Raw genomic sequence first — 26,997 nt, 5'->3', positions numbered from 1 at the left:
AACAATTCGTGCTCGCTCCGGTCTGCACCAGAACCTGACCAGTCAATAGTAAGCATACTTTCGAGTTTAGGGCTCATTTGCCGCCGGGAATTTTGCCAAGCAGGGCGAGGTAGCCTTCCAGCTGCGCGGCGTGGCCGAACTGCACTTGGCCCTCCGGCGCAAGGGCGGCCTCGACCTGGGCTCCCAGCAGCATGTTCAGCAGCTGGCCGGCAAGGATGGAGTCGGCGACGCCGGCGTTGACGTCCCCGCTGTTCCGTGCCTCTCCGAGGTAGCGGCGGATGGCGGCCAGCCATTCGGCCATGGATTCGCGGTGGATGTCAGCCTTCCGTGGATCGCTGACGGCCTTCTGCCAGAACGGGATGACCACGCGCGCTTCATTGATGCGCTCTTCATCGAGGGGGAGGACCTCCAGGCAAAAGGACCGCAGCGCCTCCAATCCGGCCTTGCCTGCCGTCACCTGGGCGATGCGTTCATTGGTCCGGTTGAACACATGGCTGAAGGCGAACTCAAGCAGCGTGTCCTTCGTGGGGAAGTATGGCTTCAGGGCGCCGTTGGCGAAGCCGGCCTCCATGGCAATCTCGCGCATGGTGGCACTTTCAAGCCCCTGCCGGGCGATGATCCGCCACGTGGCATCCACGAGTTCCAGGCGGCGCTCGTCATGGTCAACAATCTTCGGCACGGCGGCCACTCCCTGGAAATTTCTTTGCCCAACCTCTTGTGAGCCATGTTACGGACGTTTATTCTCTACAACTATAGAAAATAAACCCAATGGCCGGCGACGGCCCGGACGAAGGTTTGCTCCATGACGCTTGCACCCACCGACACTGCATCAGCCTCTGCGTCGGCCTACCGGCTGGCCACGGCGCAGGAAATCCTGGACGTGCGCTCCATCCTGCAGTCGGAAGGCCACCTCGGCCCGCAGCACAGGATCGCCTACCTGGGCCAGCTGGATCCTTCGCGCGGCACCGATCCAGCGCCGGCCGACCGACGCTTCCGCGTCTTCATCCACGATGTCTCAGGCGCTGCGCCGCGCGATGTCGTGGTCTCCACCACCCGGCACGAGGTGCTCTCCGCCGTCGAACTGGACACCGCGGTGACCGGCGAGCTTCCGGTCCTCGAGGAGGAGTTCGAGGTGGTGGAGGCGCTGCTGGCCACGGACGAACGGTGGCTCAAAGCGCTGGCGGACCGCGGGCTGGATGTCGGGAAGGTCCGGGTGGCCCCGCTGTCCGCCGGGGTCTTCGAATACGCCGAAGAGAAGGGCCGCCGGATCCTCCGCGGGCTGGCATTCGTGCAGGAGTTCCCGGAGGACAGTGCTTGGGCGCATCCGGTGGACGGCCTGGTGGCCTATGTGGATGTGGTCAGCAAGGAGGTCACCCAGGTGGTCGACCTCGGCGTGATGCCCGTCCCGGCCGAGCACGGCAACTACACCGACCCGGAGTTGACCGGCCCGCTGCGGACCACCCAAAAGCCCATCAGCATCACCCAGCCCGAAGGCCCCAGCTTCACTGTCGCTGGCGGAAACCACGTGGAGTGGGAAAAGTGGAGCGTGGACGTTGGCTTCGATGTCCGCGAAGGGGTTGTCCTGCACAATCTCGCCTTCCGGGACGGCGGCCGGACGCGGCCCATCATCAACCGGGCGTCCATTGCCGAGATGGTGGTTCCCTACGGCGACCCGTCGCCGGTCCGGTCATGGCAGAACTACTTCGACACCGGCGAATACCTGGTGGGCCAGTACGCCAACTCCCTGGAATTGGGCTGCGACTGCCTGGGCGAGATCACCTACCTCAGCCCCGTCATCTCCGACGCGTTCGGCAACCCGCGCGAAATCCGCAACGGCATCTGCATGCACGAGGAAGACTGGAGCATCCTCGCCAAGCACTCGGACCTCTGGAGCGGCGTCACTTACACCCGCCGCAACCGCCGCCTGGTGATCTCCTTCTTCACCACTATCGGCAACTACGACTACGGCTTCTACTGGTACCTCTACCTGGACGGCACCATCGAGTTCGAAGCCAAGGCCACCGGCGTCGTTTTCACGTCCGCGTTCCCGGCGGGCGGCTCGGACAACATCTCCCAGCTGGCCCCGGGCCTGGGCGCCCCGTTCCACCAGCACCTCTTCAGCGCCCGGCTGGACATGGCGATCGACGGCTTCACCAACCGGGTGGAGGAGGAAGACGTGGTCCGGCAGGCCATGGGGCCGGGCAACGAGCGCGGCAACGCCTTCTCCCGCAAGCGCACCGTGCTGGCGCGGGAATCCGAGGCCGTCCGCGAGGCCGACGCCCGCGCAGGCCGCACCTGGATCATTTCCAATCCCGAATCCCGCAACCGGCTGGGTGAGCCCGTGGGCTACAAGCTCCACCCGCACAACCAGCCCACGCTCCTGGCCGATCCGGACTCCTCGATCGCCCGCCGCGCAGCCTTCGCCACCAAGGATCTCTGGGTCACCCGCCACACGGACGGGGAACGCTACCCGACGGGCGACTTCGTCAACCAGCACGCCGGCGGCGCGGGCCTGCCGGCCTACGTGGCGCAGGACCGCGACATCGACGGCCAGGACATCGTGGTCTGGCATACCTTCGGCCTCACCCACTTCCCCCGGGTGGAGGACTGGCCCATCATGCCCGTGGACACCGTGGGCTTCAAGCTCCGGCCGGAAGGTTTCTTCGACCGCAGTCCGGTGCTGGATGTCCCGGCCAACCCGAACCGGCAAGCCGCGTCCTGCCACACCGAGGGCGGCAGCGGTGGCTGCCACTAGCGCCGCCCCTGCCCCGGCGCCGGCAGCAGGCAGGGCGGCAGCAGGCAGGGCAGCAGCAGGAAGGACGACGGCGGCGGCCCGGGCCCGTGCCGGCGGTCCGGTGGTCCACCCTCGGCTCGCGGCCGTGGTCACCGCCGTTTCCTGCGCCATGCACGTCTGGCTGGCCGCCACAGGCACCCACGGTGCCTGGCTTAGCGCCCTCATGCTGGCCCTTGCCGCGGTCTGCGTGCCCTGTGCCGTCCATATCTGGCGGCACCGCGGTGTGGCCGCACTCCACCGGGTCACCGCTGCCGCCGTGGCCATGGCCGCCGTCCACGCGGGCCTCCTGCTGGGAGCCGGCGGTGCCGGCCACGCGCACGGCGCAGTGCCGTCGTCGTCCGCTGGTGCTGAGTCCGGCGGCAGCGCCCGGCTGCTGCTGGTCATCGGCCTGGAACTGGCCACCGCCCTGGTGGCCGCCACGTTGGTGGCGAGGCTGCGCCGGCGGTAGGCGGCGCAGAAACGCCAGGCTGCGTGCCGCGAAAGGTGGCGACGCGCGGCCTGGCGCTTGTCCGGTTGTCAGGCGGGCTTGGCGTACTCGGCCGCGCTCATGACTTCATAACCAACGAACGTCTCGTCGTTTTCCACCCAGGCGTCGTGGCCGGCCGGAATGGAGTAGGCGTCCCCCGCGTGGATGGTGGTGCGGGTGCCGTCGTCCAGCTGGACGGTCAGGGTCCCGGCGGTGCAGAAGCCAAGGTGGTTGTTTTGGCAGCTGTCCGTGTGGACCACGGTTTTGACCGTTTCGGACCAGCGCCAGCCGGGCTCGAAGGTAAGCCGGCCCAGGGTGGCGCCGCCAATGTTGACTACGTCCACCTGGGTCTTGGGCGGACGGCGCTTTTCGTCGGCGTCGTTGAAGGACTTGGTTTCAAGGTCCTTGACCGTTATTGCAGGCATTTCTGGCTCCTCGAAAGGGAGTGGTTATGAAATTCGCCCACGGGCGCTGAGCCGCTCAGGGAATGACGGTCCGGCGGGGCGGGAAGTGCCCGTCAGGAACCCGCCGGACCTTGCGTCGCAACGATTTCAATCTGCTCTCCGGCGCCGGCGATGTCAATGCCGGGCGGCCCCTTCGAACCATTCCCGGGCCGGGTTGGTCACCGCAGGAGCCGAGCGGTCCAGCCCCGGCTGCGCCGCCCATTTCACGCCGTTGGCCAGCACCCGCTGGACCTGCGGATGGTGGTACACGGGGTATTCCTGGTCGCCGGGGCTGAAGTAGAAGATCCTGCCCTTGCCCCGGGTGAACGTGACGCCGGAACGGAACACTTCGCCGCCGGCGAAGGAACTGATGAAGATCAGGTCGTCAGGGTCCGGGATGTCGAACAGTTCGCCGTACATTTCCTGCTCGGGGATGACGATGGGGCTCTCCACGCCCTCCGCGATGGGATGCGACGGCTTCACCGTCCACACCAGCTCGCGCCCGCCGTCGTTCCGCCAGGCCAGGGAGCAGCTGGTGCCCAGCAGCCTGGTGAAGATCTTCGCGAAGTGCCCCGAGTGGAGCACGATCAGTCCCATCCCGCCGAGCACGTGCCGGTGGACGCGTTCGACGACGGCGTCACTCACCTCGTGGTGGGCGATGTGGCCCCACCAGAGCAGGACGTCCGTTTCCGCGAGCACCTCCTCGTCCAGGCCGTGGTCGTCGTTGCTGGCGAGCACCGCCGTCGTAATGTCCGCGTCCGGGTAGTAGGGCCGGAGCCCCGCGGCGATGGCGCCGTGGATACCATCCGGGTAGATATCGCCGATATGGGCGGGCTCGTTGTTGGCCTCGTGGACGCCCTCATTCCAGACCCGGATCCTCAGTTTTCCGTTCATTAGAGCCTGACCTCCCTCTGCTCGAGTGCCGACTGGTAGCAAGCGTCGATGACCTGTGCCCGGTAGAGCGCCAAGGAGCCGTCATGCTCGGCCCAGGCCGCTTCCCCGTCGCGGACTGCGGTCACGAAGTCTTCCACCACGGCGTCGTGGGCGCGGCCGGGCAGCACCGGCGGCACGTAGTCGGCTGACTCGCCGTCCGTGTCCGTGAACACCCGGAGCTGGCCCACGGGCGGGAACGGAGCCCCGTGCACCTTCAGTTCGGCGCCGCCGTCCGTGCCGTAGACCGTGAAGTCGAGGAGATCGTCAGTTTCCCGGTATGTTGCCCAGCCGGCCTCGATCAGCAGCGTTCCGCCGCCCTCAAGGCGGAGGAACGCAGAGGCGAAGTCCTCCACTTCGAAGGCGTGGCTCGTGGCCTGGGCCGAGTACCTGCTGCCGCCGCCGCGTCCCTGCGGGCCCAGCTCCGAGTGGGTGGCGGCAGAGACGGCCACCACCTTCGGTTCTCCGAGCAGGTGCAGGGCGTAATCCAGTGCGTGGACGCCGATGTCCGCCAGCGGTCCGCCGCCTGCGAGCTCGGGGTTGGTGAACCAGCTGCCCAGGGTGGGGATGCCGGAGCGGCGGAGCCAGGAGGCCTTGGCGTAGTAGGGGCGGCCCAGGCCGCCGGCGTCGATGACGTCCTTGAGCGCCTTGATGTCGCCGCGGCGGCGGTGGTTGAACGCCACATCCAGGACCCGTCCGGCCTTGCGGGCAGCATCCACCATGGCCTGGCCCTCCACAGCGTTGCGGGCGATCGGCTTCTCGCTCAGCACATGGATTCCCCGCTCCAGGGCCGCGATGGCAATGGGGGCGTGCAGGAAGGTGGGAACGGCCACGCTCACGGCGTCCAGGCCGCCGTGGTCCAGCATGTCCTGCCAGTCGGCGAAACCGTTGGGAATGGCGTATTCGGCTTGCAGGTCCGTCCGGAGTTCCTGCTCCATTCCTGCCAGCGAGACGATGCGGATGCCCTCCAGGTCGCTGTAGGCCTTCAGGTGCTGCTGGCCGGCCCAGCCGATGCCGACGACGCCGACGCGGAGCTCCTTGGCCGGGGCCTTTCCTGGTTCCGGGGGCTTCGGGCCGGGGCTTTGCTGGTAGTTCAAGGGTGCTTCCTTTTCGGTGCCGGGCTGGTGCTGGACTGGGTTTGTGGAATCGATTCCAAAATGATCAGCAATGAATGCTGAGGCGTGTTTGGAATCGATTCCAAAAGCTTGTCAGCAAGAGCGCGGGGACGTCAACCCCCTGTCAGTTCTTCGTGGAGTCCCTGATGACCAGTTCGTGCGGGAGGAACATCCGGCCGCGGCGGTGCACCCCCGGCTCCGTCATCCGTTCCAGGAGCGCCCCAAACGCCACACGGCCCATCTCATAGGCGGGCTGCCGGATGGTGGTCAATTCCGGAACGCACATCTCCGCCTGGATGGAATCGTCGAAGCCGGCAACGGCCAGGTCCTCCGGAACCCGGAGGCCGGCGTCGGTGATTTCGCGGACGCAACCGGCTGCCACCGTGTCGCTGCCACAGAATACGGCGTCGGGAAGGTGGTCCGCGGCGAGGAGTTCGCGGGTGAGCCGACGGCCGGCGTGGAAGTCGAAGTCCCCGGCGGCAAAGAGGCTCTGTGCCGCCTCCAGGCCTGCCTCGGACAGCGCTTCGCGGAACCCCTGTTCGCGCAGCCGCCCGGACCGGGCCGCCCGGTTGCCGATCATGGCAAGCCGCCGGGCGCCGGTTCCGATGAGGTGCCGGGTGATGTCGCGGGCGGCCTGCCGGTCATCGATCGAGACGCCGAAGGCTGCTTCCGACTCCGCCACCTCGCACAACTGGACCACGCTCAGCTGGGTTGCAAGGGCTTCCACATCGTCGTCGGGCATGGTGGGCGAAAACAGGACCAGCCCGTCCACGGACCCGTTCCGGAGCATGTCCACCAATTGCTGTTCGCGATCCGGGCTTCCGGCGGTTGGGGCAATCAGGCTCACGTAGCCGGACCGTGCCGCGGCGTCGCCCACCCCGCGGAAGGCTTCGCTGATGACCGGGGACTCAAGGTTCTTGGCGAGGGCCAGGATGCGCATGGTCCGGTCGCGGCGCAGGTCCCGGGCGGAGGCGAGCGGCCGGTAGTTGAGCTCCCGGATAGCCCCGGCCACCTTCTCACGGCTGGAGGCGCTCACCGCGGGACTGCCGTTGAGGACGCGGGAGACCGTACCCACGGATACTCCCGCCGTTTTGGCGACGTCCTGCACGGTCGCTCGAGCCATTCCAGTCTGTCCTTCCGGGGCCGGGTCCTGCCGTGTTTGGGTGTTTTTCAGCTTAGCCGCCAGCCGGCCGCCGGCAGCGTGCCCGGCGTCACGCGGAGCACGCTTTCGTCCCGCCGCGGTGCCGTGTCCGGCGCAAACCCGGCCTCCGCCGTCGGACGTTCCCGCAAAAGCGTGCCTGCCGTGACGCGCGCGTGCCTCCTGCGCGTGGCGTGGCGCCTGAAACGGGGGAGTGGATGCCTGAAATCACCATTTAACACACCGGAAACCCACCCGGGAATTGCCGCCATACAGTTGGAATCAGACGGCAACAGCCGCCCCACCCGCTGAACGTGGTTTCTCCGGCCACGTCCCTCCGCAGAGCGGCTCTGACGGCAAACGACCGTTCTCTCTTCGCATCACGAAAGGGGTTTCCCATGGATTCGGGAAATGTCGCTTGGATTTTGGCCAGCTCGGCGCTGGTGTGCATGATGATCCCCGCCCTGGCCCTGTTTTACGGGGGCATGGTGGGGTCGCGCCGCATTCTCAACATGATGATGATGTGCTTCGGCGGCGCCAGCCTGGTGGCCGTCCTCTGGGCCCTGTTCGGCTACTCGATGGCCTTCGGCAACTCCGTGGGCGGCCTGGGCCTGATCGGTGACGTCACCGAATTCCCCGGCATGGGGCAGCTGCTGGCCAAGGATGATTCCGCGTCCATCCCCGTCATCCTGTTCGCAGCGTTCCAGCTGTTCTTCGCCTGCGTCACCACCGCACTGGTTGCCGGAGCCGCCGCCGGGCGCATGAAGTTCGGCGCCTGGATGGTGTTCGCCGGCATTTGGGCCACTGTGGTCTACTTCCCCATCGCGCACTGGGTGTTCGCGTTCGACTCTGCGGACGGCAGCACGGTGGGCGGCTGGATCGCCAACGGGATCAAGGCCATCGACTTCGCCGGCGGCACCGCGGTGCACATGAACGCCGGCGCTGCCGCCCTGGCCCTGGCCCTGGTCCTGGGCAAGAGCTCCGGCTGGCCGAAAATGGAACACACGAAGCCGCACAGCCGACCCTTGGTCCTGGTGGGCGCAGGCCTGCTGTGGGTGGGCTGGTTCGGCTTCAACGCAGGCTCCGCGCTCGCCGCCGGCCAGTCCGCGGCCGTGGTCTTCCTCAACACCGCCGTCGCCGCCTCCGCCGGCCTGCTTGCCTGGGCCCTCGTGGAGCGGGTCCGCCACGGCGCCGCCACCAGCATGGGCGCCGCCTCGGGCCTGATCGCCGCGCTGGTGGCCATCACCCCGGCCTGTGGCGCCGTCAGCCCGCTGGGCGCCCTGGCCATCGGCGCCATCGCCGGGGCCGTCTGCTCGCTGGCCATTGAATGGAAGTTCCGCCTCGGCTTCGACGACTCGCTCGACGTCGTGGGCGTCCACCTGGTCGGCGGCATCCTGGGCACCCTGCTGATCGGCCTTTTCGCCACCGACAAGGCCCCGAACGGCGTCAGCGGCCTGTTCTACGGCGGCGGCTTCGACTTGCTCGGCGTCCAGGCGATCGCCACCGTCAGCGTCCTGGCCTACTCCTTCGGGATCACCTGGCTCCTGGCCAAGATCCTGGACAAGGCCATGGGTGGCCTGCGCATCAAGCCCGAGGACGAATTGCGGGGCATCGACCTCGCAGCCCACTCCGAGCTCGCCTACCTTACGGATGAGGACCCGGTGGAACTGGGCTCGCCGCAGCGGGTGTAACCGCCGCAACGCACCGGGCGCCCGCCTGCTGGGGGCGGCGCCCGGTGGACGCTTCCGCGTCGCGGGTCCCAGCGCACGAGTCAGGGCCAAACCTTGGACCGGTGCCGGCAGCCGCCGGCTTATAGTTCCAGGGTTTGGCCCTTCGTCGTGCCTACTGTTCCGTGCAGGCCAGGACGCCGCCGCGCACTTCGAGCACAGCGGCACGGACGTGGCTGAGGCGGGTGCGCGGGTCGGGCGCCATGGTGCCGATGTCCTCCCCGCCCCAGCACGGATGCGTGAAGTAGACCAGCAGCGCCCGCTCCGCGCCGCCGTCGCCCGGGTCCCCGCCAAGCGGCACCACATCCGCGTGGCGTCCGACGACGGGCCGTCCGTCCCAGGACTCCGGCGCCGTGAGGATCAGCCCGCCCAGGTGCTCCTGCCGGGTCCAGTTTCCGGTGCCGTCCACCGAGCGGTACACCGCCTGGCCGCGCCATTCGTCCACGATCATCCAGTACCAGCCGCCCAGCACGAAGACCTTGGGGCCTTCGTGCGGCCGGCCCGGGATGGCCACCCCTTCAAGGACCCACGACGACGGATCATCCGGGGTGTCGCTGACCGCGCTGAAGGTATTGGAGCCGCGGGCCTCGTCCTTGTACCAGAGCCGGTACCGGCCGTCCCCGCACCCGGCGACGGCGGCGTCAATGACCCGCGGTGAATCCAGGTCCACAGCGCCCAGGTACTCCCACTTCGCCAGGTCATGGCTGGCGAACTGCACGATTTCAGCTTTCCCGCTCCAGTCCGTCCGCCGCCCGCCCAGCACCGTCAGGTACATGATCCACCGGTTGCCGATGCGGACGACGTCGGGAGCCCAGAGGGTTGCCGGTGGTTCCGTTCCGGGCGGGATGAGTCCCTCAACGGTGCCCTGGTAGCGCCAGGTGGCGCCGCCGTCGGACGACCTCGCAACACCGATGCCGGTCCCGTGAACCCACTCGACGCCTGTCAGCCCTGGCGCTGTGGCGCGCCGCTGGGTGTAGAGGAGGACCCACTCACCAGTGAGGTGGTCGGCCACGAGGATGGGGTCCGTGGGTCCATCCCATACCGGATCCCGGTACGGGAGGGTGAAGGCGTCCGCGCGCAGGGGCGGTGCTGTCAGGGCAACGGTTTCCTGGGCGGCCTGCTGCTGGTGCACAGTCTTCTCCAACGTTGTAGTTTCGCGCTGGAGTCCATCATATGCGTCAAAACCGGGTGCTACTCCTTGAACAACCCCGCCAGGTCCTCCGCCGTGATGGCGCCGCCGGCCAGGGCATCGCCCTCCATGACGTCGGCGAACAGCTGGGACTTCCGGGTCTTCAGCGCCATGACCTTCTCCTCGATGGTGTCCTTGGCCACCAGCCGGTACACCATCACGTTCCGCGCCTGCCCGATCCGGTGGGTCCGGTCCACGGCCTGCGCCTCCGAGGCAGGGTTCCACCAGGGATCGAGGAGGAAGACGTAGTCCGCCTCGGTGAGGTTGAGCCCGAATCCGCCGGCCTTGAGCGAAATCAGGAACACCGGCGCGCTGCCGTTCTTGAATTCGCTGACCACGTCGGCGCGGTTCCGGGTGCCGCCATCGAGGTAGCAGTACTCGATCCCTTCCTCGTCCAGCCGCTCCCGGACCTTGCCCAGGAATCCGGTGAACTGGCTGAAGATCAGGGCCCGGTGCCCCTCTGCCACGAGGTCCTCGAGCTGCTCGAAGAGGACATCCAGCTTCGAGGACCGCACCGCGGACAAGGCAGGATCCACCAGTGAGACGTCCAGGCTGAGCTGCCGCAGCAGCGTCAGCGACTGGAAGATGGTGAACCTGTTCTTGTTGACGTCCTCGATCAGCCCCAGGATCTTCTGCCGCTCGCGCTGCAGGTGCGTCTGGTAGACCTTCTGGTGCCTCGGGTTCAGCACCACTTCCAGGATCTGTTCCTGCTTGGGCGGCAGGTCCTTGATCACCTGGTCCTTGGTGCGCCGCATCATCAGCGGCCGGACCCGCCGCCGGAGCTTCTCCAGCTGCGCTTTGTCGCCGTTCTTTTCCACCGGCTTCTGGTAGTACTCCGCGAAGCGCTTGGGGCTGGAGAACAGGCCGGGCGCCACGATGGACGTCAACGCCCAGAACTCCATCAGGTTGTTCTCCAGCGGGGTGCCGGTGATGGCCAGCTTGAAGACCGCCGGCAGCTTCCGGGCGCACTGGTAGGCCTTGGACTGGTGGTTCTTCACGAACTGCGCCTCGTCCAGGACCAGCCCTGCCCAGGTCCGGGAGGCGTAGGCCTCGTAGTCGATGCGGAACAAAGCGTAGGAGGTGATGACGACGTCGGCCCCGCCCAGGGCCTCGGCCACGTCCTGGCCGCTCTTCCCGAACGTCTCGCCCACCGTGCGCACGGTCAGGCCGGGCGCGAAGCGGGCGGCTTCGAGCGCCCAGTTGCCCACCACGCTGGTGGGTGCCACCACCAGGAAGGGCGCGACGCCGGCGGGTTGGGTTTCAGGGTCGGCGGCAGCTCCGCCGTCGTGCCGGTCTCCGGACGGCTGCTCCCCGGACGGCTGCTCCCCGGACGTAAGCCCATGGTCCTTGGCAGCGCACATCAGTGCCAGGGCCTGCACGGTCTTGCCCAAGCCCATATCGTCGGCCAGGACGCCTCCCAGCCCGTGCTTGTACAGGAAGCTGAGCCAGTTGTAGCCTTCCAGCTGGTACGGGCGCAGCTCGGCGTTCAGGGACGCCGGCAGCGGCAAACCGTCCACCCCGCCCTCCAGGAGCCCGCCCACGGCCGAGCGCCAGGCGGCGGCCTGCTGGTCCACGATGCCCAGCTGCGCCAGTTCGTCCCAGAGCCCTGCCTGGAAGCGGCTGATCTGCAGCGGCGCATCCTTGTTGTCCTGCAGCGAACGGGCTTCCTCGATCAGTGCCCGCAGCTGGTGCAGTTCCGGCAGGTCGAGCGAGAAGTAGGCGCCGCTGGGCAGCAGCATCTTGGTCTGTCCGGAGGCGAGCGCGGAGAACACGGCTGCGAAGGAGACGGGCTGGCCTTCCAGGGATATCTGGATGCCGAGGTCGAACCAGTCCCGCTGTTCGGTGGCCTTGGTGGAGATGGACACCACCGGTGCTTCCTCCGCTTCGCGGTAGTCGGCGATCTCGCCCACGGTTTCCACGTCCACGTCCGGGGCTTCCCGCAGCCTGGGCAGCACCTCTTCGGTGAACGCCAGCGTATCCAGGCCCTTGAGTTCCACCGACGCCGCCAGGCGCGGAGTGCCCCAGCCGCCGGTGGCGGACTCGCCCAGGGCGGCCACGGCGTCCCAGGGTTGGCCGATTCCTTCCAGGATGCGGGACTCGGCGGTGTCGTCCCGGTAACCCTGATCGCCGGGGTGCCGCCACAGGGGCTGCGCCGTGACCAGTTTTCCGGTGCGGTAGTGCCACTCCCAGTGCAGCCGCACCCGGTGGTCCGCCCCGTAATTGGCCAGCAGGGACAGGGTGGGGACGGCCAGCTCGGGGAGCTCCACGGACTCGTCCCGCGCCGTGACCCGGGCAGCCTGCTTGAGTTTCGGGTAGAAACCCGTGAGGAACCGCGATTCGTCCTTGGCGGGAATGTGGAGGGTGCTGCCGGCCGTGACGAATGCCAGGAGCTCTTCGCTCAGCCCGTTCTCCAGCGGCGCCAGCGTTATGGCGCCGTCCGGATCCGGGACGCCCGGCAGTGCGGCCTCACCGGAGGTGAAGAAGAGGCCGTGCGCGGGCCGGCCGATGGTGCCTACCGCTGCCGGATCAACCTCTTCCCCCGCCACGGTGATGGTGGGCGACAACTCCAGCCCGGCGTCGGACACCGGATTTCCGGAGCCGCCGGGATCCGCCGGCGCCCCGAACCTGCTCAGGGAAAGCCCGACGGCGGCGGGGTCCTCCGCGACCCGGACCGGCTCAGCGCCGCGCGAGTGGACCAGGGCCAGCCCGATCTTGCGGGCATCGGAAAGCAGGCCCCACAGGTTCTTCCCGGCATAGGAGTTCAAGCCCAGCCACAGGCCGGAAGAATTGTGCATCCGGCTGGCGGACGGCGAGTGCCCGGCCAGGAACTCCTGCATCCATTCCACGTGCGCGTGGTTCGATTCGCGCCGGAAGTTCAGGTAGCTCAGCGTGTTCCAGGAAACGTCCCCGCGGATCCACTTGCCCTTGGCCCCCATGATGACGGGCCGGACTTTGAGCTGGCGCACGCCGCGCACCGGGTCGCGGCGGCCGGTGTAGGAGAAATGCGGCGGCGGCTCTTCAACCTCGAACTGCAGCGCCAGGGGAACACCGCTGGTCGAAGGCGCGGCGCCGGGCTGGGAAATCAGCGGGCTGAGGGCCTGCTCCCAGTCCGAGAGGGCCGCGGAGGGGGCGCGGGAGACCTGCGTGGCCGTGGACGGGGCCAACAGCTGCATCCGGATGGCCGGGTTGTCCTCCGCTGCGAAGAGCAAGGCAGCCACATGCTTGCAGTCCTTGCGCACGGGGCAGCTGCAGACGCCAACGGTGCAGCTCCAGCCGCCCGCCTTGCGGACCAGCTTGGCGGTAGTGGAATACGGAACTTCCGCGCCGCCCCGGACCTTGCCCAGCATGAGCCCGGTACCGGCGTCGAACGACATGCCCGAAACCCTGCTGGCCATGGCATACGCCAGCCCGGCCGCGAGGGAACGGTCGTTGATGGCGGGTGTCTGTATTGCCAGTGCCGCACTTTCGTCCGGTTGGGATGGCATGGTGCGCGCTACTTTCGGCAGGCCACGGCGGAGCCGGGTCCGGTGGGTGGTTATCTGATCCATCTTAGTTCTCCCGGCAGCAGGCCCATGTCCCGCGCTCTTTCTTGGGCGGCCTCGAAAACTTCGCTTGACGTTCACTTCCTCCTCAATGCTGCCGTGAACTGGCCCCCGTAGCGTGAACAGCGTCCGGAGCACCACCACCCCAGCAGCGAGGAATTCCATGATCACCACGCCCCAGCCCGTCGTCCTGACCAGCAGCAGCATTGAAGCGAGCGATGAGGAAGCGGTCCAGGCCAACGTCACCGTCATCGACGCCATGCATACGGCCCTGCTCCGCACCGAGGAAATGGCGCCGGTGGCTGTCCGCAGCTACTACGTCGATTTCTACCTGACGCAGGCGCTGGAAGGCGGCTTCGCGCAATACGCCTTCCTGGCGCTCGACCGCACCGCGACGGACACGCTCATCTGCGAGGGCATGGCGGGCATGGGGGCCACCGCGCACCTGGAACTGTTCAACCGCGCCGTCGAATGCTACGACGCGCTGTCCGGGGAGGAAACGGAGCTCTACCTCGACGGCAGCGTCGGTGACAGCGGCGATGTCCCCGACGCCGTCCTCCGGATGGAGGAGCTGGACGGCGAATTCGAGGAGCTGCTGGAGCAGGAGAACATCACGGCGCTCAACGCCGGCTGGCTCCGCCGCCAGGCAGACCTCGTGGTGCTCGACGACGAGGAGGTGGGGCCATACATCCAGGGCCTGGTTGCGCACATCCCGGACCTGCCGGAACGCCGCGCCCAAGCCGATGCCGAAGCCCTCGAGGACGCGCCGGACTTCGAAGTGATCATCCGCGAACTGTGCGACATTGCCGGCGTCGAGCTCACGAAGATCACCATGGGCGACCCCAACTACATTCACGACGGCGAAAAGACCCTGGCGTGGCACTTCAGCACCGACAACGGCGACTTCCTCATGGTGGAAGAGGAGGACGAGGCTTTCATGATCAATCCCGAGACCCAGGAGATCGTGGCCGCCGTGGAATTCGAGGACGCAGACCTGGTGGAGGCCTAGCAGCGCGGGTGGCCGCTCCGTTCCCGGCGCGGCCACCCGGGGAGACCGGAAATAAAAAAGCAGACACCCGTAACCTCCGCCACCTCCCCGGCGATGTAGTCAGTGATGGGTCCGCCCGCCGGGCCCAATCGGACGTGTTGTCTAGGTTTGGAGAAGTTAAATGTCTGTGTTCACCGTGCTCGCCACCAGCAAAGTCGCCGCCGGAGTCCTGGCTGCAGGAACCCTGGCCGTTGGCGGAACCGGCGCCGCCGCCATCTCGGGCGTCCTGCCCACCCAGGCCCAGCAGACGGCCCATGAAGTCTTCGGCGCACCGGCCCCCAAGCTCGGCGCCGACGCCGCGGCCAACGGCCAGTCCACCCCGGCGCCCACCGCCACCGCCGCCGTTTCCGACGCCCTGAAAACCGCTGACGCTTCCGCGGACGCCGGCGCCAAGGCCACCGGCACCGCTGCGGCCGGAGACGAAAAGGTCTCCGCCACCACCACCGCCTCCGCCGACGCCAAGACCGCTGTAGACGCTGCCGGTCCGGCTGCCCTGGGCCTCTGCACCGCCTTCGCCAATGGCGGACTGAACGCGTCCTCGACGGCGTTCTCCTCGCTGTCCATCGCCGCCAAGGGTGACGCGAACATCAAGAGCTACTGCGCTGACGTCGTGGCCAAGGCCGACGTTGCCGCCAAGGCTGCTGCCGCAGCCAAGGGTTCAGCCTCGGTTGAGGCCGAAAAGCCCGCGGTTCCGTCCGTGCCCGCCGTGCCCGCTGTCCCTGCCGTTCCGGGCGCCGAAGGCAACACCACCGTGCCCGCCGTTCCGGCCGTTCCGGCAGTGGGTGGCAACACCGCCCACGCCCCTTCAGTTTCGGTCCGCTAAGGCAGTTGGCTAGTCTGGACTGCGGCTGCGGCCGCAGTCCGGGCACCCGGGCGGGGTGCGCATGCCTGGGACAGCATCCCTGAACCACCCGCAACAAGGCAGCCGGAAGACCACGGAAACTGGCAGTCCATACCGCAAACCGGGAAAGCCGCGAACCGGATCCCGGGATGGAGGAGCCGCTGGTGCTAGACACTTTGGCCCAAGAAGAGTCCGACATATTCGACAACGCAGCCGGAACGGATCCGGCCGCGTTGTTCGCTGCTGCCTACAAAACCTTTGCGGGGCCGGTGCAGGGCTACCTCAAAGCACGCGGACTTGATGACCCCGAAGCCGTCACCCAGGACGTCTTCATGGCGTTCTATCCCAGGATCGGCAACCTCACCGGCGGGCTGCAGGGCGCCAAGTCGCTGCTCTTTTCCATCGCCCACGCCCGCATGGTGGACCACTACCGCCGGCTGGAGCGGCGCCCCCAGCTGACACCGTACGACCCCCAGCACGACGGCCGGACAACCCCGTCCGCGGAGGACCACGCCGTTGAACTGACCGGCGGAGCCGCCGCCATGCTGGAAGGACTCAGCGAAGAACACCAGGAGGTCCTGGCCCTTCGCGTCGTGGCTGACCTGTCCATCGAACAGGTGGCCGCCATCATGGGCAAGAGCGCCGGAGCCATCAAGCAGCTCCAGCGCCGCGCCCTGCAGAACCTTAAGGCCCAAACGCTCAAGAGAAACCAGGCGAATCATGAGTGACACCGCAGGACCCCGCAACGACGGGGTGGTTGACGAACTCCTGCTGGAGGCAGGCCTCGACGACGACGGCCAGCTCCGTGACGCCCTGCTCGACCTGCGTTCGCTGGCAGCCGGGACCCCGGAGCCTTCAGCCGGAATCGCCGCCCTGATGGCCGGCGCGGCAACCGCCGCCCCGGCCACCACCGTGCTTCACGCCGTGGCCCCGGCAACGGCGGCGCTTCCTGCGGCCAAACCGGCAGATGAACTGGCCGCCCGCCGCAGGGCCAAGCGCCGTATTACGCTCACCACGCTCTCCGTTGCCGCGTCCCTCGCGGCCGGCGGCGCGGTCGCCGCCGCCTCCGACCAGGGATTCCGTGATTCGTTCAGCCAGCTGAACCAGGCAGTCACGTCCTTCGTGACCGGTTCCACCGCCGCACCCGCTGGCACCAAGGGCGGGGAAGTGCCGGTGCCTGGCCCCGCGCCGACCCGGCCCGCGGCCGCCAGCCCGGAGGCCGTTCCGGCGGCACCTGCAACCGCTCCGGCACCCGCCGGCGGGGCGTCGTCGGCTGCCTCGCGGCCGGGCAGCACCCCCAGCCACGGATCGTCCGCGTCCCCGGCCCCGAAGCCGGCCGGGGTGCCGGCGGAGCCGTCACTGCCCACGGAGGTCCCCGGAGACGTCAGGAAGGGCCTGGAGCAGGCACCGAAACTCCCCGTCCCCGTCCCCACCGGGGTCCCGCTTCCCGGCAAGGCCACAGACGTTCCCCTGAAGTAAGCCGGCCTGCCGTCGAAGGCCAATCAGTAGGCCTGCCCCGCCGCCTTGGCCATGGCACCTGACGGATCGGACAGGAACCACACGCCGCCGACGCCCTGGCCGAGGGTGTCTCCGGGTTTGGTGTCCTTGGCGAAGTAGTACAGGGGCATGCCGTTCAAGGTCACTTGCATCTTTCCGTCCGCGCCCGTGATGGTCCCCAGCTTGCCGGTGACCCCCTCCGCGGTGGGCGTCCCGGATGTGGTGGTCAGCGGCGGCCACTGGACGGCGCAGGAGCCGGTGCACGCGCTGGTACCGGAATCCTTGGTGTCCTTCGTGAAGAGGTAGAGGCTCATTCCCTTTCCGTCCACCACAATGCTGCCCGCGGCTGAGGAGGACGCCGTCTTAAGCTCGACGGCGGCCCCGGCCGGCGAGGACGATGCGGAGGACGAAGGCGAGGAGGCGGAGGACGCGGAAGCCGCGGTGCCTGTTGCCGGGCTGGTGGCAACCGGCGCGGTGCCGGAGCTGCTGCCGCAGCCGCTGAGGGCTGCGGCGAGGGCCAGGACGGCGAGGCCCGGCCCGAGATGGTGCTTCATGGTGTGCTCCCTTGGCTGGATTCTTTCCTTGGTAGGGCCCGGCGTCGGATCACCGGACGCTAACCCCTACGACGCCTTCGGGTGAAGAATGGTTCACACGCTGCGCGCGATTGAACCTTTTCCGCCCCGCGGGCGTCGTAACAGCCGGAAGCGCAGTGTTTCGGCGACAAGCCAGGTGACGGGAGGGTGGGATGCCGCTCGATGACGGCGTGGTGGAGGCAATCTACCGCGAACACGGCAGCGCCCTGCGCCGCTTCGTGCTCAGCGCAATCCGGGATCCGCAGCTGGCGGAGGACGTGGTCCAGGAAACTGTGCTCCGCGTCTGGCAGCACGCCCCGGACATCAACGGCAGCTTCCGCAGCTACCTGTACCGCACAGCCAGGAACGTCATGATCGACAACTATCGCCGGAGCCAACGCCGGCCGGCTGAGGCCCTCGGAAGCGGCCTCGCAGATCCCGTCGAGGTGGTGGGACGCGTCGACGACATGCTTAACCGGGTGTTGATGGAGGAAGCGCTGGTGAGGCTGAGCAAGGAACACCGTGAGGTCCTGGTGGCCCTGCACTACCGCCGGTTTACGGTCAACGAGGCGGCCGCCCAGCTCAATATCCCCAGCGGCACGGTCAAGTCCCGCGCGTACTACGGGCTCCGGGCCCTGCGCACCATCCTGGACGAGATGGGGGTGGAACGGTGAGCGCCAACCCGCACCACCTGCTCGGCGCCTACGTCCTGGGCGGGCTCGATCCCCAGGATGTCGCCGTCTTCGAAAGCCACCTCCAGGACTGCGCTGCCTGCCGCAAGGAGCTGGCATCGCTGGAAAAGGTGCCTGTGCTCCTGGACGCCCTTCCCGTCCCTGACGCCCTGGCGCTCACCGCGGTACCCGGTGGGCGCGAGGATGCCGGAAGCAACGTTCCCGCCCGCCTTTTCGAGGAACTGTCCCGCCGGCGTCGGAATGTACGACGGCGGTGGGTGGCTTTGGCGGGCGCCGTTGCGGCCGCGTGCCTGGCAGTGGGCCTTGCGGTGGGGCCCTTGCTGGTCAGGCCGCCGCAGCCGGATGCCACCTACTCCGTGGCTTCCGGGGACGGGCTGCAGGTCCACATCGACATGGCGCGCAAAGCCTGGGGGACCGAGCTCGCAGTGAGCGGCAGCAGCTTGCCCGCGGACGGGACGCTTTCGCTGTGGGTCCGCGACCGCGCCGGCGGCGAGGACCGTGCCTGCGCCTGGTCGGCCACCCCCACGGGGAAGGTCAAGGTCACCGGGGCAACGCCCATCCAGCTGGCCAGCATCTCCAGTGTGGAACTGCGCGACGGCGCCCAGCACGCGGTGGCGGTGATTACGGTTCCGTAGGCCCACCCTGCCCGGCGTTCATCGCCCGGAACTCTGCCACCAGCGCCTCGTCCTCGCAGGCGCGGGCGAAAGCCTCGATCCGCCGTTCGATCTCGTACCCGAGCAGCCGGCTGCCGATCCGCTCCATTGCTGCCCGGAGGACGGCCGGCCGGCAGGAAAAGGTGTACTTCCAGACCGCCCGTGTGCCGCCGTCGTCCGCGGTGAAGCGCCAGCCGCCCCCGAAATTATCGAAGAACCACGGACCGGACACCATGGTCATCCCGACGCTGCGCGGCGGCGCGAACGAGACATACTGGCTGACCATGGACAGGCCCAGCCGCGACCTTGTGCGGGTCCGGACGCCTTTTCCGGGAGCCCGGGCGCCGTCCAGGAACCCCTGGGCGGAAATGAAGGGATCCCACTTCAGCCGGAAGGTCCCGGTGGTTTGGGAGAAGGCAAAGGCAGTATCCGGGTCGGTGCGGATGAAACGTTCGGCTCGTACCTGGGGCATGCCCCAACCCTAGCCACCCGCACCGCCGTTTACTTGCTCATTTTTGCCATCCGGGCGCGCATTACCATGTACGCGCCGTAGCAAATCAGTCCCGCCCCCACCGCGGCGAGGAGGTACGGACCCAGGGGCTGGTCGCGGAGGGCGCGCAGGCCACCATCGAGGCCCGTGGAGTCCTCCGGGTGCTGTTTCACGGTGGCCACGACGATCAGCAGGCCGGCGAGCAGCAGCACCGTTCCCTTCGCCAGGTAGCCGGTCACACCCAACGCGGTGACCGCCGTCCTGGCCGGGCCGGGAGCGGGCATCCGCAGCTGTTTCTGGAAGGACTTCTTGGGTCCCCTGATGCCGTACACCACGCCCGTGACCGCCACCGCCACGCCGATCAGCACCAGCAACGCCACACCGCCGGGCGCCACCATCATGGAAACGGTGAAGTCGCTGGTGGCCTTGCGGTTGTCGCCGCCGGAGCCGGTGCCGGTGACGAAGTGCCACAACGTCAGGGCCAGCACGGCGTAGACGATGGCCTGCAGGACGGCTTTGGCCTTGTTCTTCGCTTTGGTCTTGGTGGGCTGGTGGTTGAAGTCGAAGATCGCATCGCTGGTCTGCCACAACGACAAGGCGGCGCACGCGGCGAAGCTGCCCCACAGCAGGAAGGGGCCAACCGGCATGGTGGCCAACTCGGCCACAGCCCCACTGAAATCGGCGCTGCCGGTACCGCCCACGGCGAGCCGGATGGCAATCGCCCCCACCAGCAGGTGCAGGATGCCGCTGACCGCGAAACCCAGCCGGGCAAGAATTTCCAGGACACGCGAATTCGTGACGTCTTCGGCCTTGTCAACGGCCTGCTGCAATTCTTTTTTGATCGTCGTTCCTTTGGCCAAGCGCGGTGGTGCGCTGGTGTGCGTGCCCTTCTTACAAGGGCAATCGTGCCACGCCCGCCCGGTCCGGAACAGCCGGCCCCGCAAGCGTCCGCCGGCCGCCGCATGGCCCACCCGTTGCTCCCGAGTACGGGGATGGGGAGGGATCCCCATCGCCGGGCCCGGCCACCTGTGCAACCATAAGGACCAGCGATTCACACGCACTGCACACTTTCCGGGGGAAACCATGACTTTTTACGGCGCTGACGTCAGCCAGTTGCGGGCTCTGGCCAAGGCAGCGGACCAGGCGGCGTCTCTTTTGAGCAGCCGGGCCGGCACCCTGCACAGCCAGATCCAGTCCGCTCCGTGGAAGGGGCGGGACGGTGAGCGCTTCCGCCAGGAGTGGAGCGGAAGCCACCGGCCCAGCCTGGACAAGGTGGTGGCCAGCCTGCGGGAGAACTCAAAGGTCCTGATGCGGCAGGCCGACGAGCAGGAAAAAGCCTCCACCGCGGGTTCCGGCGGTTCCGGGACCAGCACCTGGGACCGGCTGACCTCGCTGGCCGCCCAGGCCCGGGAGTGGCTGAAGGAGAAGGCCGAGGCGGCCAGGGCGGCAGCCGAGCACCGCCAGGAACTCGAAGCCGGGCTGGAGCGCATGGTCAACGCCAGCCCGGAAGAGCAGGCCAAGTGGTGGGACAGCCTGTCAGCGGCAGACCGTAAATACCTGATAGAAGGCGAAGGCAGCGACGGGCCCTTCGCCGAGGACCTGATGCGCATGGACGGCGGCATCCCGGCCGCAGCCCAGCAGTTGGCCAAGCAGCACCTCCAGGAGCTTGCCAAGGCGGATATCCCGATCTACTCGGAGACGGGCAAGGCCTCCATCGAGGCCCGGGTGGCCTGGGTCCACGGCGGCGCCGAAGTGGGCACGGAAGTGGTGGAGAACGCCGACGGTTCCGCCACCATGAAGGTGTACGGAAACATGGGCCTGGGCGTGAACGACACCACCGGCACGGCAGGAGCCACCCTGACCGGGGAAGTATCCCGTGAGTACACGTTCGCCAGCGTGGAGGAAGCCATGGCGGCCCGTGAGCAAATGTACAAGGACCTGCCGCCGGACAGCATCGGCGACATCAAGGACGTGGCCGGAAACCCACCCGGCTACATCCTGGACACCATCAACGATGCCGCCCACGACAACGGCTCCACCGGCCAGACGGACAAGGCCAAGGGAACCTTCTCGCTGGAGGCCTCGGGCGAATCCGGCCCGGCGTCCGGCTCTGCGAAACTCGACCTCGCGTACGAGCGCAACCTGACGGACGGAACGTCAACGGCCAGCGGCGAGGTCTCGGCACAGGGCAAGCTCAACCTGGACGGCCGTGTCTTCGAGGCCTCCGGCAAGGGCGGCCTGCAGGTCAACATGGACAAGGGCAACAACATCGACTCGGTGTCCGTCTCCATGGACGGGACCGTGGCCCAGGGCGTCACCGAAGGCGTGGACGGGAAGGCCGCCAAGTTCGACTCGACCGTGACCGCGGGTACCCAGGGAACGGTCAAGATCAACGTGGATTACTCCCCGGAAAACCGGCCCGTCATCGACAGCTACCTTCGCAACGTTGCCCTCGGCAATGAGGCCGGTGCTGCCCGGGACGCCGCCAGGTTGTACGAGGCCGGCTCCGCCACCGTCCAGGTGAACTCCGTGGTCACCGCCACCAATGAGGCGGGGTTCGACGTGAAGCTCGGCGAGGTGGAAGTGAAGACCGAGAACCAGGCCACCACCAACGTCTCCACGTACTATAAAGTCCCCAACGACACCAAGCTCGAGAGGCTCTGAAACCATGTCAGTGCACATCGAATCCCCGCTGGGCTTCACCGCAGACTTCCCCGAGCACACCCAGGTCCTGGACGACTCCACCGCCGGGCCCAACAGCGAGCAGTACGGCCTGCTGGGCGGCGTCCTGGTCACCGTGATCAAGGACGACACCTCCGTCCAGGATGCGCCGCAGGCCAACGGCTGGGCCCACCTGATGTCCGACTTCTACCGTGAGGAGCGCGGCGGCACCCTGCTGGCCGAGGGCGAGCTGAACCTCCCCGGCAAGTCCGCGTATGGCGTGGTGGTGGGTTATGACGACGCCGAAGGGGCGGCCAAGGTGGCAGCCACGGTCGGCGTGTGGGAGAGCGGCCGGTTCATCGGCGTGGTGGTTATCTGGCCGTACCTGAACGCTGAGGCGGAGCCCCGGCTGGGCATGCTCAAGGAGATCGTGGCCGCCATTAACGTGGGATAACGCGCCCGCGCCGCAGCAGCCGGGAGGGCCTTGCCGTTCGGCGTGTCAGCGGCGGCGGTAGCAGAGATCGAAGATCAGCCGGCCGGCCTCGTGGGCCTTCGCCTCGAAGCTGGTCCGGATCCTGCCTTCGAACCGTGGCGCCCAGCCGCCGGTTTCGTCCACGCCTTCATTGGGACCGGTGTGCCCGGTGCTTACGGGCGCCCGTCCCTCCCTGACCGGTGCACCGCCCACCAGTGATTCGACGCCGGACTGCCACACTTGGGTGAGCGGGCTTTCCGGTCCGCGGCGCTCGCCGGTGTGCAGGTTTTCGAAGTCCGCCGAGCCGGCCATGACGTCCCGGACGTGGATGGCGTAGTTGGACCAGTCGGTGGCGATCCGGAACAGGCCGCCTGGTTTCAACGCCTTTGCCGCCAGGGCGGCGAACTCTGGCTGGATGAGGCGGCGCTTGTGGTGCCGCGACTTGTGCCACGGGTCCGGGAAGAAGACCCACAGTTCGCTGACGGAGCCTGCGGGAAGCATGGTGGCCAAAACCTCCGGGGCGTTGGCCTCCACCACCCGGACGTTGGTCAGGCCGCGGCTGTTGATCTTGATGATGGTGTTGGCGAGCCCGGGCGTGTAGACCTCGACGGCCAGGAAGTTCGTGTCCGGGTTCTGTTCTGCCGCGTGGCAGATGGCATCGCCCAGTCCGGACCCGATCTCGACGACCAGCGGGGCCTCGCGGCCAAACTCGGCTGCTGCGTCGAAGGTGTAGTCGGGGTGGACCGAGGTGTTGGCCACGTGCCGGGGAACGTCCACGGCCCACCGCTCCGCGTGCTCGGCCCAGGCGGCCTGGCGGCGGCCCTGCAACCGGGTGCCGCGGCGCACGAAACTGACCGGCCGGCCGCCGTAGGTACCGAAGGAGGCTTGGGTTCCGGGCGTGACGGGCCTGGGGACATGCGGCTGCTGGGGGTTTTCAGGGGATTCGCTCATCCCTTCCAGAATAGCGCCGCGAAGAGAACGGCGGTCAGGGCATCATTCGGGCAGCCCGGCGGCCTTCGACGGCAACCGCCTCCGCGGTGCCCCCGCCGCAGATGGATAACTCCCGGCGCAGCGCGCTCCTGCAAGAATGGGCGGATGACGGACGCAACGAATGCCGACGCAAGGAAGCAACGGCGAGGGGCTGTCTCCGAAGAAAGCCAAAGACGTCCCAGGACGGGCAGCAGCCTGGTGGATCCGGGTACTTTGGTGGACGCGGAGGTTGACGAACTTCCCGCGCCGGGGCCCACCCGGGTGGGCGGCCGCCGTGCCCTTGCCTATCTGGGTGTATGCCTGGTCCTGATCGGCCTGAACCTCCGCAGCGTCTTTTCCAGCCTCTCCGCCGTCCTTCCCGAGGTGACCGCGCAGGCGGGGCTGCCTGGCTGGTCCGTGGTGGTGTTAACCACGGTTCCGGTGACGTTGCTGGGTGTCTTTGCCCCGGTGGCCCCGGTTTTGGCGCGCCGGTTTGGTGCTGAGCGGGTGCTGTTGGGGGCCATGGCCTTGCTGACGGCGGGCTTGTTGTTGCGGCCTGTGGATGCCGGGGCTGGGATGGGTGGGGCCGGGCATTTGCCTGCGCTCCTGGCCGGCACGGCGGCGTGCGGTGCGGCGATCGCGTTGTGCAACGTGCTCCTGCCGGGCCTGGTGAAGCGGGACTTCCCGCACCGGCTGGGCCTCATGGGCGGCCTGTACACCACGGCTATCTGCGCGTCCGCGGCACTGGGGGCCGGGTTCACCTACCCGGTCTACACGGCGACGGGGGAGTGGACCAGGGCGCTGTGGGTCTGGGCGGTGCCGGCCGCCGTCGTGCTCCTGCTGTTCCTGCCTGTTGCCGTGCGGCAGGGGACGGTCCGGCACCAGGTGGTCAGGGACGGGGTGAACGTGTGGCGGTCGCCGGTGGCGTGGCAGGTGACGATCTTCATGGTGCTGCAGGCCATGATGTCCTTCAGCGGTTTTGCGTGGCTGGCGCCCATCCTCCGGGAAAGAGGCGTTGACGGGGCCACGGCTGGGTTGATCGTTGCCGTGTGCATCGTGCTGCAGATGCTGGGGTCCCTGTTCGCCCCTGCGTTGGCCGCGCGGTTCCGCGACCAGCGGGCCATCAATACCGTGGTGGCGTTGATGACCGGGGGAGGGTTCGTGTTGAGCATTGTGGGCCCGCTGGATCTGGTCTGGGTCTGGGCGGGGCTGCTGGGCCTGGGCCAGGGAAGCCTGACCGCCTGTGCGCTGACCCTGATCATGCTCCGGACCCGGGACGGGCACACCGCCGCGCACCTGTCGGGCATGATGCAGGGCGTTGGCTACGGGGTGGGTTCCACCGGAACGCTCCTGGTGGGTCAACTCCACCAGGCCACCGGGTCCTTCGTTCCCGCCGGCGTCCTGTTCACGGTGGTGGGCCTGCTCGCGGCCGTCTTCGGCTACCGCTCCGGCCGGAACCGGTATGTGGGCGAGGAAACGTAATGCAGGACCCCACGCTTCCGGCCGTCCACCATGCCACCGGAATCTTCCGGCCACCGTATTTCTGGGTGACAGTGGGCACCTGCGCCCTGGTGTTCCTGGCCGCCTTCGAATCCCTCGCCGTGACGACCATCATGCCGCTGGTCAGCAGGGAACTGAACGGCGGAAACCTCTATGCGCTGGCCTTCGCAGGGCCCCTGGCCACCGGTGTCATCGGCATGGTGGGCGCCGGCAACTGGTCCGACAGGCGCGGGCCCGCCCTGCCGCTGTATGCCTCCGTAGCGCTGTTCGTGGCCGGCCTGCTGGTCGCGGGCACCTCGGTTTCCATGCCCATGCTGGTCTCGGGCCGCCTGGTCCAGGGCTTCGGCGGGGGCGCACTCACCGTGGCCCTCTACGTCCTGGTGGCGCGGTTCTACCCGGGCACCCTGCATCCCCGGATTTTCGCGGCGTTTTCGGCCGCCTGGGTGGTGCCCTCACTCGTGGGGCCCGTCGCGGCCGGTGTGGTGGCGCAGGTCTTCAGCTGGCACTGGGTGTTCCTGGGCGTGGTGGGGCTGGTCATTCCGGCGCTCGCGATGATCGTGCCGGTCCTGCGCGGACTGGACCCGCCGGAACCAGCCGGCGGAGCGGAAGGAAGCCTCCCGCCGTGGGCTCCGGCCCGGCTCGGCTGGGCGGCGCTGGCAGCCCTTGCCGTCCTGGGGCTCAACCTCTCCGCCGGCCTCAGCATCCCCGCCTTCCCGCCCGCCAAGGCACTCCTGGCCGTTGCCGCCGTCGTCCTTGCTCTGGCAGCGGTCCGGCCGCTGGTGCCCGCCGGGACCCTTAGGGCACGGCGGGGACTGCCCAGCGTGATCCTGTCCCGCGGCCTCGCCTCGGCGGCCTTCTTCGGGGCGGAGGTCTACCTTCCCTACCTGCTGATCGACCAGTTCGGCTTCCCGCCCACCTTGGCCGGTGTCACCCTCACCGGCGGGGCGCTGGCGTGGGCCGGTGCCGCGGCGGTCCAGGGCCGCATGGGCCCGCGGCTGGAGCACCGGAGGGCTGTGCGGGTGGGCTCGTTGATGGTGCTCGCTGCCATCCTCCTGGCCCTGGCCACGGCGGGACTGCACTGGCCGGCCGCCGTCGCCATCGCCGGGTGGGTGCTGGCCGGCGGCGGGATGGGCCTGCTCTACCCCCGGCTGAGCGTGATGACACTGGCACTGTCCAGCAAGGACAACGAGGGCTTCAACAGCTCCGCCATGTCAATCGCCGACTCGCTGGGCGGGGCTCTTTCACTCGCCGCCACCGGGATAGTCTTCGCGGCATTTACCACGGCGGTCCAGTCCTTTGCCGGCGTCTTCGCCTTCACCGCGGCCCTCGGGCTGGCCGCGGTGCTGGTGGCGCCGCGGGTCACCGGCAGGCAGGGTCCGGCGGGCTAGGGAAGGCGGGTGGCGCGCAGGACGACGTCGGCAATGGTCGCCTCCTGCCCGTCCGGCCCGGTGACAGGGCGCGCCCGGCTGGTGAGGACTTCCAGCTGCCAGCCGGGGCCGTCCAGGGCCAGTTCACGGACCAGCTGGTCTCCGGTGTAGAACATGTCCAGGTGCTGGTGGTGGTCGTTGCCCCATGGCGGCAGCCGGTCCGGGTGGTGGCCCACCACCAGCAGGGTCCCGCCGGGTTTGACGGCAGCGGCGGCTGCGCGCAGCGGGACCCGCCAGTCGAGTTCCCGGGAGTGCAGGAACTGTGAGGTCACGAGGTCGTAGGAACCCTCGGGCTGCCACGTCGTGAGGTCCGCTTGGTGCCACGTGATCCGGCTGCGGATGTCCCCGCTGGATGTGTTCACGCTTTCGCGTGCCAGCTCGGCCAGTTCGTGCGAGTGGGCCCGTTCCAGCGCCACGGCGGAAACATCGACGGCGGTGACGGACCAGCCTTGCCGGGCAAGCCAGATGGCGTCGGCGCCCTCGCCGCACCCGAGTTCCAGTGCCTTGCCGGGGCGCAGGCCGCCGGCCTCATGGACCAGTTGGGGGTTCGGCTTTCCGCTCCAGAGCCGGGCTTTGCTCCGGTACCGCTCGTCCCAAACCGCCCCGGGGTCGACGCCGCTGCCCGCTTCCGGCGCCCCGCCGGCGTCGTGCGCGTGCTGCCGGTGCGCTTCCTCCTGGTGCGTGTCCTGGCCCTGCCCCGGGTGTTCACTCATGCTCCAACACTGCCCCGCCATGTCCCCGTTGGCAACGCCGCGGACGGCCGCCCGGCCTCGGGATGCTAGACTGGAGGAACTTGATGTGCAGTGATGCCGCCTGCTCCGGATCTGGAGT

Annotated in this window: 25 protein-coding genes; 13 read left to right on the top strand and 12 right to left on the bottom strand. The window is 68.3% G+C overall.

The features are described from left to right. Positions 1 to 73: 73 nt before the first annotated feature. Positions 74 to 679 (bottom strand): TetR/AcrR family transcriptional regulator, encoded by a 606-nt coding sequence (locus DFO47_RS12925; protein ID WP_166651715.1) that lies wholly within the window; start codon positions 677 to 679, stop codon positions 74 to 76. 123 nt (positions 680 to 802) lie between these two features. Between DFO47_RS12925 and DFO47_RS12920 the strand changes: the two genes are divergently transcribed. Together DFO47_RS12920 and DFO47_RS12915 are read left to right on the top strand one after the other, a co-directional pair. Continuing rightward, positions 803 to 2,755 (top strand): primary-amine oxidase, encoded by a 1,953-nt coding sequence (locus DFO47_RS12920; RefSeq protein ID WP_133831888.1) that lies wholly within the window; start codon positions 803 to 805, stop codon positions 2,753 to 2,755. 100 nt (positions 2,756 to 2,855) lie between these two features. Further along, positions 2,856 to 3,242, top strand: coding sequence for a hypothetical protein (locus DFO47_RS12915; protein ID WP_133831974.1), 387 nt, complete (start codon positions 2,856 to 2,858; stop codon positions 3,240 to 3,242). 68 nt (positions 3,243 to 3,310) lie between these two features. Here the strand turns inward: DFO47_RS12915 and DFO47_RS12910 are convergent, their stop codons facing one another. The 4 genes from DFO47_RS12910 to DFO47_RS12895 all read right to left on the bottom strand — a co-directional run bounded on the left by DFO47_RS12910 (position 3,311) and on the right by DFO47_RS12895 (position 6,871). Further along, positions 3,311 to 3,685 carry a cupin domain-containing protein gene (locus DFO47_RS12910; protein ID WP_018760785.1) on the bottom strand — a complete coding sequence of 125 codons (375 nt, stop codon included), beginning with the start codon at positions 3,683 to 3,685 and terminating at the stop codon, positions 3,311 to 3,313. A 153-nt stretch (positions 3,686 to 3,838) separates the two neighbouring features. Beyond that, positions 3,839 to 4,597: a ThuA domain-containing protein gene (locus DFO47_RS12905; RefSeq protein ID WP_133831887.1), complete on the bottom strand. Its 759-nt coding sequence runs from the start codon at positions 4,595 to 4,597 to the stop codon at positions 3,839 to 3,841. Beyond that, a complete protein-coding gene (locus tag DFO47_RS12900; protein ID WP_133831886.1) occupies positions 4,597 to 5,730 on the bottom strand; it encodes a Gfo/Idh/MocA family oxidoreductase in 1,134 nt (377 codons plus the stop codon). The genes DFO47_RS12905 and DFO47_RS12900 overlap by 1 nt, the downstream gene beginning before the upstream one ends. 142 nt (positions 5,731 to 5,872) lie before the next feature. Beyond that, positions 5,873 to 6,871 (bottom strand): LacI family DNA-binding transcriptional regulator, encoded by a 999-nt coding sequence (locus DFO47_RS12895; protein ID WP_133831885.1) that lies wholly within the window; start codon positions 6,869 to 6,871, stop codon positions 5,873 to 5,875. 413 nt (positions 6,872 to 7,284) lie between these two features. Between DFO47_RS12895 and DFO47_RS12890 the strand changes: the two genes are divergently transcribed. Further along, entirely contained in the window at positions 7,285 to 8,577 is a 1,293-nt protein-coding gene (locus tag DFO47_RS12890) for an ammonium transporter (protein ID WP_018760789.1), read from the top strand. Between the two features lie 151 nt (positions 8,578 to 8,728). Here the strand turns inward: DFO47_RS12890 and DFO47_RS12885 are convergent, their stop codons facing one another. Then, positions 8,729 to 9,745: a family 43 glycosylhydrolase gene (locus DFO47_RS12885; RefSeq protein WP_133831884.1), complete on the bottom strand. Its 1,017-nt coding sequence runs from the start codon at positions 9,743 to 9,745 to the stop codon at positions 8,729 to 8,731. A 59-nt stretch (positions 9,746 to 9,804) separates the two neighbouring features. Next, on the bottom strand, positions 9,805 to 13,287 hold the full coding sequence (locus DFO47_RS12880; protein WP_133831973.1) for a DEAD/DEAH box helicase: 3,483 nt from the start codon (positions 13,285 to 13,287) through the stop codon (positions 9,805 to 9,807). Between the two features lie 220 nt (positions 13,288 to 13,507). Between DFO47_RS12880 and DFO47_RS12875 the strand changes: the two genes are divergently transcribed. The 4 genes from DFO47_RS12875 (at position 13,508) to DFO47_RS12855 (ending at position 16,712) form a co-directional block, all read left to right on the top strand. After that, a complete protein-coding gene (locus tag DFO47_RS12875) occupies positions 13,508 to 14,353 on the top strand; it encodes a hypothetical protein (RefSeq protein ID WP_133831883.1) in 846 nt (281 codons plus the stop codon). Between the two features lie 160 nt (positions 14,354 to 14,513). Further along, a complete protein-coding gene (locus tag DFO47_RS21120; protein ID WP_166651714.1) occupies positions 14,514 to 15,215 on the top strand; it encodes a protein tyrosine phosphatase in 702 nt (233 codons plus the stop codon). Positions 15,216 to 15,382: 167 nt separating this feature from the next. Then, on the top strand, positions 15,383 to 15,961 hold the full coding sequence (locus DFO47_RS12860) for an RNA polymerase sigma factor (protein ID WP_133831880.1): 579 nt from the start codon (positions 15,383 to 15,385) through the stop codon (positions 15,959 to 15,961). Then, the gene (locus DFO47_RS12855; RefSeq protein WP_133831879.1) at positions 15,954 to 16,712 is read left to right on the top strand and encodes a hypothetical protein; all 759 of its coding nucleotides are present in this window, start codon (positions 15,954 to 15,956) and stop codon (positions 16,710 to 16,712) included. The genes DFO47_RS12860 and DFO47_RS12855 overlap by 8 nt, the downstream gene beginning before the upstream one ends. A 23-nt stretch (positions 16,713 to 16,735) precedes the next feature. Here DFO47_RS12855 and DFO47_RS12850 read toward each other — a convergent pair whose 3' ends face one another. Beyond that, the gene (locus tag DFO47_RS12850) at positions 16,736 to 17,284 is read right to left on the bottom strand and encodes a hypothetical protein (protein WP_133831878.1); all 549 of its coding nucleotides are present in this window, start codon (positions 17,282 to 17,284) and stop codon (positions 16,736 to 16,738) included. A gap of 191 nt (positions 17,285 to 17,475) precedes the next feature. Here DFO47_RS12850 and DFO47_RS12845 point away from each other — a divergent pair, with 191 nt between their 5' ends. Continuing rightward, positions 17,476 to 17,976: a sigma-70 family RNA polymerase sigma factor gene (locus tag DFO47_RS12845; protein WP_133831877.1), complete on the top strand. Its 501-nt coding sequence runs from the start codon at positions 17,476 to 17,478 to the stop codon at positions 17,974 to 17,976. Beyond that, positions 17,973 to 18,629 (top strand): zf-HC2 domain-containing protein, encoded by a 657-nt coding sequence (locus DFO47_RS12840; RefSeq protein WP_018760798.1) that lies wholly within the window; start codon positions 17,973 to 17,975, stop codon positions 18,627 to 18,629. The genes DFO47_RS12845 and DFO47_RS12840 overlap by 4 nt, the downstream gene beginning before the upstream one ends. On the opposite strand, the gene DFO47_RS12835 is transcribed toward DFO47_RS12840, so the two are convergent. Together DFO47_RS12835 and DFO47_RS12830 are read right to left on the bottom strand one after the other, a co-directional pair. Continuing rightward, on the bottom strand, positions 18,616 to 19,119 hold the full coding sequence (locus DFO47_RS12835; RefSeq protein WP_133831876.1) for an SRPBCC family protein: 504 nt from the start codon (positions 19,117 to 19,119) through the stop codon (positions 18,616 to 18,618). The two genes, DFO47_RS12840 and DFO47_RS12835, sit on opposite strands and share 14 nt — an antisense overlap. A gap of 29 nt (positions 19,120 to 19,148) precedes the next feature. Next, positions 19,149 to 19,967, bottom strand: coding sequence for a DUF1206 domain-containing protein (locus tag DFO47_RS12830; RefSeq protein ID WP_018760800.1), 819 nt, complete (start codon positions 19,965 to 19,967; stop codon positions 19,149 to 19,151). A 253-nt stretch (positions 19,968 to 20,220) separates the two neighbouring features. Here DFO47_RS12830 and DFO47_RS12825 point away from each other — a divergent pair, with 253 nt between their 5' ends. Next, the gene (locus DFO47_RS12825; protein ID WP_133831875.1) at positions 20,221 to 21,801 is read left to right on the top strand and encodes a hypothetical protein; all 1,581 of its coding nucleotides are present in this window, start codon (positions 20,221 to 20,223) and stop codon (positions 21,799 to 21,801) included. 4 nt (positions 21,802 to 21,805) lie between these two features. After that, the gene (locus DFO47_RS12820) at positions 21,806 to 22,252 is read left to right on the top strand and encodes a hypothetical protein (RefSeq protein ID WP_133831874.1); all 447 of its coding nucleotides are present in this window, start codon (positions 21,806 to 21,808) and stop codon (positions 22,250 to 22,252) included. Between the two features lie 45 nt (positions 22,253 to 22,297). Here the strand turns inward: DFO47_RS12820 and trmB are convergent, their stop codons facing one another. After that, positions 22,298 to 23,221, bottom strand: coding sequence for a tRNA (guanosine(46)-N7)-methyltransferase TrmB (gene trmB, locus DFO47_RS12815; protein WP_109045562.1), 924 nt, complete (start codon positions 23,219 to 23,221; stop codon positions 22,298 to 22,300). A gap of 144 nt (positions 23,222 to 23,365) precedes the next feature. Between trmB and DFO47_RS12810 the strand changes: the two genes are divergently transcribed. Both DFO47_RS12810 and DFO47_RS12805 read left to right on the top strand, forming a co-directional pair. Beyond that, entirely contained in the window at positions 23,366 to 24,721 is a 1,356-nt protein-coding gene (locus tag DFO47_RS12810; RefSeq protein ID WP_208294400.1) for an MFS transporter, read from the top strand. Next, a complete protein-coding gene (locus DFO47_RS12805; protein ID WP_208294399.1) occupies positions 24,721 to 26,127 on the top strand; it encodes an MFS transporter in 1,407 nt (468 codons plus the stop codon). Before DFO47_RS12810 ends, DFO47_RS12805 begins: the two co-directional genes overlap by 1 nt. Here DFO47_RS12805 and DFO47_RS12800 read toward each other — a convergent pair. Further along, positions 26,124 to 26,879 (bottom strand): class I SAM-dependent methyltransferase, encoded by a 756-nt coding sequence (locus tag DFO47_RS12800; RefSeq protein WP_133831873.1) that lies wholly within the window; start codon positions 26,877 to 26,879, stop codon positions 26,124 to 26,126. The two genes, DFO47_RS12805 and DFO47_RS12800, sit on opposite strands and share 4 nt — an antisense overlap. Positions 26,880 to 26,997 lie beyond the last annotated feature (118 nt).

Origin of the sequence: Arthrobacter sp. AG258 (assembly GCF_004364695.1) — a bacterium.
Taxonomy (GTDB): Bacteria; Actinomycetota; Actinomycetes; order Actinomycetales; family Micrococcaceae; genus Arthrobacter.
The sequence above is the reverse complement of the archived record's forward strand: the minus strand, read 5'-3'. Positions and strand labels throughout refer to the sequence as shown.

Coding starts and splice junctions, on each gene's coding strand:
- DFO47_RS12920 (WP_133831888.1), top strand. CDS start 803: ATGACGCTTGCACCCACCGACACTGCATCAGCCTCTGCGTCGGCCTAC.
- DFO47_RS12910 (WP_018760785.1), bottom strand. CDS start 3,685: ATGCCTGCAATAACGGTCAAGGACCTTGAAACCAAGTCCTTCAACGAC.
- DFO47_RS12905 (WP_133831887.1), bottom strand. CDS start 4,597: ATGAACGGAAAACTGAGGATCCGGGTCTGGAATGAGGGCGTCCACGAG.
- DFO47_RS12895 (WP_133831885.1), bottom strand. CDS start 6,871: ATGGCTCGAGCGACCGTGCAGGACGTCGCCAAAACGGCGGGAGTATCC.
- DFO47_RS12890 (WP_018760789.1), top strand. CDS start 7,285: ATGGATTCGGGAAATGTCGCTTGGATTTTGGCCAGCTCGGCGCTGGTG.
- DFO47_RS12880 (WP_133831973.1), bottom strand. CDS start 13,287: ATGCCATCCCAACCGGACGAAAGTGCGGCACTGGCAATACAGACACCC.
- DFO47_RS12875 (WP_133831883.1), top strand. CDS start 13,508: ATGATCACCACGCCCCAGCCCGTCGTCCTGACCAGCAGCAGCATTGAA.
- DFO47_RS21120 (WP_166651714.1), top strand. CDS start 14,514: ATGTCTGTGTTCACCGTGCTCGCCACCAGCAAAGTCGCCGCCGGAGTC.
- DFO47_RS12860 (WP_133831880.1), top strand. CDS start 15,383: ATGGAGGAGCCGCTGGTGCTAGACACTTTGGCCCAAGAAGAGTCCGAC.
- DFO47_RS12855 (WP_133831879.1), top strand. CDS start 15,954: ATGAGTGACACCGCAGGACCCCGCAACGACGGGGTGGTTGACGAACTC.
- DFO47_RS12850 (WP_133831878.1), bottom strand. CDS start 17,284: ATGAAGCACCATCTCGGGCCGGGCCTCGCCGTCCTGGCCCTCGCCGCA.
- DFO47_RS12845 (WP_133831877.1), top strand. CDS start 17,476: ATGCCGCTCGATGACGGCGTGGTGGAGGCAATCTACCGCGAACACGGC.
- DFO47_RS12835 (WP_133831876.1), bottom strand. CDS start 19,119: ATGCCCCAGGTACGAGCCGAACGTTTCATCCGCACCGACCCGGATACT.
- DFO47_RS12825 (WP_133831875.1), top strand. CDS start 20,221: ATGACTTTTTACGGCGCTGACGTCAGCCAGTTGCGGGCTCTGGCCAAG.
- DFO47_RS12820 (WP_133831874.1), top strand. CDS start 21,806: ATGTCAGTGCACATCGAATCCCCGCTGGGCTTCACCGCAGACTTCCCC.
- trmB (WP_109045562.1), bottom strand. CDS start 23,221: ATGAGCGAATCCCCTGAAAACCCCCAGCAGCCGCATGTCCCCAGGCCC.
- DFO47_RS12810 (WP_208294400.1), top strand. CDS start 23,366: ATGACGGACGCAACGAATGCCGACGCAAGGAAGCAACGGCGAGGGGCT.
- DFO47_RS12805 (WP_208294399.1), top strand. CDS start 24,721: ATGCAGGACCCCACGCTTCCGGCCGTCCACCATGCCACCGGAATCTTC.
- DFO47_RS12800 (WP_133831873.1), bottom strand. CDS start 26,879: ATGAGTGAACACCCGGGGCAGGGCCAGGACACGCACCAGGAGGAAGCG.